At 62.8% G+C, this 3,884-nt stretch carries 6 protein-coding genes; 4 read left to right on the forward strand and 2 right to left on the reverse strand.

Translation table 11 applies throughout. The annotated features are described in order from the left end of the window. The coding region (locus Q0367_RS08370) for a hypothetical protein (RefSeq protein ID WP_298981536.1) at nucleotides 1-950 on the reverse strand (950 nt) is incomplete at its 3' end. 14 nt (nucleotides 951-964) lie between these two features. Continuing rightward, nucleotides 965-1,180, reverse strand: coding sequence for a hypothetical protein (locus Q0367_RS08375; RefSeq protein WP_297641130.1), 216 nt, complete (start codon nucleotides 1,178-1,180; stop codon nucleotides 965-967). 182 nt (nucleotides 1,181-1,362) lie between these two features. Here Q0367_RS08375 and Q0367_RS08380 point away from each other — a divergent pair, with 182 nt between their 5' ends. The 4 genes from Q0367_RS08380 to Q0367_RS08395 all read left to right on the forward strand — a co-directional run. Continuing rightward, the gene (locus tag Q0367_RS08380) at nucleotides 1,363-2,157 is read left to right on the forward strand and encodes an inositol monophosphatase (protein WP_298981538.1); all 795 of its coding nucleotides are present in this window, start codon (nucleotides 1,363-1,365) and stop codon (nucleotides 2,155-2,157) included. Further along, nucleotides 2,154-2,561 carry a hypothetical protein gene (locus Q0367_RS08385; RefSeq protein ID WP_297641126.1) on the forward strand — a complete coding sequence of 136 codons (408 nt, stop codon included), beginning with the start codon at nucleotides 2,154-2,156 and terminating at the stop codon, nucleotides 2,559-2,561. The genes Q0367_RS08380 and Q0367_RS08385 overlap by 4 nt, the downstream gene beginning before the upstream one ends. A gap of 125 nt (nucleotides 2,562-2,686) precedes the next feature. Beyond that, nucleotides 2,687-3,574, forward strand: coding sequence for an alpha/beta fold hydrolase (locus Q0367_RS08390; protein ID WP_298981542.1), 888 nt, complete (start codon nucleotides 2,687-2,689; stop codon nucleotides 3,572-3,574). A 182-nt stretch (nucleotides 3,575-3,756) separates the two neighbouring features. Continuing rightward, nucleotides 3,757-3,884: KR domain-containing protein (locus Q0367_RS08395; protein ID WP_298981545.1), on the forward strand; the 128-nt coding region annotated here is incomplete at its 3' end.

Below are 3,884 nucleotides of genomic sequence, written 5' to 3' on the forward strand. Positions count from 1 at the left end.
GCGCCGTTCACCAGCACGCGCACGATGTCGCCGGGCGTCCCCCTGCCGCGCAGCAGCGTCGGCCCGCCCCGCTCGATGGCCGGCGCCTCCACCTGCGGCGGCGCTGGCGTCGCCGTGGGACTGGGCGTGTTCGTTGGCGTCGGCGTGGCGGTTGAAGTTGGAGTCTCAGAAGGCGTCGCCGTCGGCGGCGCGGCAACCACCGCCTGTGCAGGGGGGGCGATAGTTAGAACAGCAGGCGTGGCTGTAGCGATGACGGCGCCCGAGGGATCGAGTGCTTCCAGTCCGATCCTGTAGACGCCGGGTGCACTCACCTGCACCGTCGCCGACCAGACGCCGGCCTCATCTACAGGGACCTCGGTTACGACGTCGCCGTCGACGAGGATCGCCACTCTCGTCCCAGGTTCTCCGCTGCCTCGCAGCTCTACTGTCCCAGCAGTGAGGGCAGCGTCGAAGATCGCCGGGTCAAGGGAAAGGGTGTGCGCAGCCACAGAAGGGACGACGACGCTCAACGTGACCGGTTCGGCGGTGGCAAGCGGCGTTCCTGCCGCGTCGACCAGCTCGACGATCAACGTGACTTCGCCAGGTTCATCGATCTGCACAGACGTCGCCCAACGTCCGTCTGCATCCACAGGGGCGGCGGCAAGCAGGTCGCCGGCGGGGTTGCGGATGCGGATGCTGTAGCTGCGCGGCGCCTCTCCGCGCACCTCCACCGTTCCCGCTGTCACCGTTGAGCCGGTCACAGGCGAAATGACGACCGGTTGCGTCAGCGTCGCTTCAGCGGTGAGCACAGGGACGAGCGTCGCCTCTGGCGTCGGCGTGACGGCCAGCGGCTGTGGTTGACAGGAGCGCACCGCCAGCAGGATGATGACGATCACGGCGATCGCCAGCAAGACGATGTACTTCCCTCTATCCAAAAGGCGCTGAGAATTCGGAGAACGCCCTTGCGCCATAGACCCCGCCTCCTTTAGTTGTAGATTTTCTCTCGAGAAGAGGGAGCCGGCTGTTTTTGCGTTTTCTGCGTATTCGCTTTGACCTGTTCAAGCTGTCGACGAAGCTGTTCGTTTTCCTGACGGAGAGCGGTCACAAGGGGACGCCAGTATCGCCAGTCGATCAACCATTCGATGATCCAACCCAACATCAGGCCGATGAAAAAAGCAATCCAGATGTCCTGCATGTGCATCCCTATCTCCCGGCAAGACCGGCGTTTGCGCTGTGATCCGTTGCCTTTTCTTTTTACCATAGAACCAGGGTATTTACACAATCGAGTTTCAGGCTGCGGCGCAACCGCCCTGGGTTCCATATGCTGTAGGTTTACACCAAAGGTAGTTGCAGTTTTGGGCGGGGGTTAGGCATAATGCACCTATGTCGAAGTGGAGCGTCTATCTGGAATTCGCCGTTGACCTGGCTGCTGAGTGCAGCCTGTACGCTGTTTCCCACCATCGGCTGCACGTTGCACAGCGCAAGCGCGATGGCACGTTGGTGACGGAGACCGACATCGCCATCGATCATATTATCTCCCGGCGATTGGCTGGGGTCTTTCCGGAGCATCGCGTGCTCAGCGAGGAGCAGGTCACCGCCTATGACGCCGACGCCGAGTTCACCTGGATCGTCGATCCGATCGATGGGACGACGAACTTTGCGCGCGGACTGCCGATTTGGGGTGTGAGCGTGGCGCTGCTGCATTATGGTCAGCCGGTCGTCGGCGTAGTGGATTTCCCGTTGCTCCACGAGCGATTCACGGCAACGGCAGGTGGCGGCGCGCGATGCAACGAAGAGCCGATCCGGACCTTCGAGGGCGACGCGACGGACGACCAGCAACTCCTCATGAAATGCACGCGCACGGATAAGCGCCTCCACCTGCGCACGAAGTTGAAAAGCCGCATCTGCGGCAGCGCGGCCTACCACCTCTGCAAGGTCGCCGACGGCGCTGCGCTGGTCGCCGTCGAAGCCACGCCTAAGGTGTGGGATCTGGCGGCGGCTTGGCTGATCGTCGTGGAGGCGGGCGGCGTGGTCACCACCTGGCGTCAGGAGCCGGTCTTTCCGTTGGCTGCGGTCAGCCGAGAGTACGTTGGCGCCGAAACGCCGATCTTTGCAGCGGCCAACCCTGCCATCCTGCGAGAGTTTCTGGAGGGCGTCGTCTTTCTGAACGAGTCATGACGAACCAAACCTCTGAACGCACGCTGATCTATAAGCGCACCGAGAGCGGCGAGGAGTATGCGCTCGGCTTCATTGACGCCGAAGGGCGCATCTGCCGCTTGCGCTGGGGCGAAGGCATCCCTGTCGGACGCGTCACGGCGGACGGTCGCGTCCTGCGCAAGACGGCTTACGACGAGCGCGAGCTGGGAACCTTTACGCCGACCGGCGTCGTGCGCAGCCACGGCCTCTTTCAGGGCGGCGAGCTGGGCTGGGTCGATCCGGATGGCGTCGTCAACCGCGGCGGTCTGATCCTGGGCGAAGAAGAAGTGGGCCGCGTCGAAGGGCCGATGCAGGCCGCCGCAGCCGCTGCGCTGCTGTTGCTCTTCCTGCCGGAGGAGGCCGAGCAGAATCGAAGGATGGAATAGAACGCAGAGCACGCAGAGGCAACGGATGGCCGTCGATCATTTTTTATGCGTCGCAGTGCGAATCCGTGATGCAAATCCGTCGCATCCGTGCACCAGTGACATCGAGAACCGGAAAGTGCATGCAGGTGAACCGACCCAGCGCTGAATTCTATGTGGAGACTCCGAGGCTGCGCTTTTTCTGCCGCAGCAGCGGGGAAGAAGACGGCATCCCATTGCTGCTGCTGCACGGCAACTTTGGCACAAGTCGCTGGTGGACGCCCCTCTTTGACGCGCTGCCCGAAGAAGTCTACGCAGTGGCGCCCGACTTGCGCGGTTGCGGCGGCAGCGACAAACCGGACGTCGGCTATTCGATCGAGGAGCAAGCCAGCGACCTGGCCGCGCTGATCGAGGCGCTGCGCTGGGAAGATTTTCACTTGATGGCGCACTCCACCGCCGGCGCCATCGCCGTTGAATACCTGCTCACCTTTCCTCACGACGTCGAGAGCCTGACGCTCGTCGATCCGGCGCCGATCGAGGGCGTCTTCACGCCGCTGGATGGCTACCTGCTGCTCGAACAGATGAAGGAGGACCGCAGTCTGCTCCGCGAGGCGCTGCGCATGCTCATGCCCGCTGCACCCATCGACGGCGCCCATCCGGAGATGGTGCGCTTTTTCGAGCAGCTTGTTGAGGACGCCAGCCAGATGGCGCCCGCCGCCTTCACCGAAATCACGCGCAGCCTGGCGCAGTGGAATCGTTTCGCCGACGCACGGCTGCTCACCCTGCCGACGCTCCTGATCTGGGGAGAGCGCGATGCGCTCGTCGATCGCAGCACGATCACGCGCACGCTCATTGCCATCCCCGGCGCCAACAATCTCGAGGTTCTGCGCAACGTCGGCCACAGCCCGATGATCGAAGCGCCGGTTGCACTCGCCAACCGCTGGCTTGACTTTCTGCTGACGGACTACGAAGCCTACGAAGATGTGCGACGCTCGGCGTACAACGATAATCAGACGGTGGATGCAGACCACGGATGAGACGGATGCAACGGATGTCCACGGATGAGAAATTTCTGGGACGATCCGGCGAACCTGCAATCAGGCGGTGGATGCAGACCACGGATGAGACGGATGCAACGAATGTCCACGGATGAGAAACTTCTGGGACGATCCGGCGAATCCACATCCTCCGCGTTCTATTCTGTAAGGGGATATAGCGAATGCGAGACTTGACCGATCGGATCATTGTCGTCACCGGCGGGACGCAGGGACTGGGCGAGGACATCGCCCGACGCGCGGCGCAACATCACGCCGCCGGCCTGGTCATCTGTGGTCGCAATGAACAGAG

Source organism: uncultured Caldilinea sp., from assembly GCF_937128415.1.
In the GTDB taxonomy this organism is placed as follows: domain Bacteria; phylum Chloroflexota; class Anaerolineae; order Caldilineales; family Caldilineaceae; genus Caldilinea.

What these genes read in the sequence shown, in the direction of transcription:
- Q0367_RS08385 (WP_297641126.1), top strand. Translation starts at nt 2,154, where the DNA reads ATGACGAACCAAACCTCTGAACGCACGCTGATCTATAAGCGCACCGAG.
- Q0367_RS08380 (WP_298981538.1), top strand. Translation starts at nt 1,363, where the DNA reads ATGTCGAAGTGGAGCGTCTATCTGGAATTCGCCGTTGACCTGGCTGCT.
- Q0367_RS08375 (WP_297641130.1), bottom strand. Translation starts at nt 1,180, where the DNA reads ATGCACATGCAGGACATCTGGATTGCTTTTTTCATCGGCCTGATGTTG.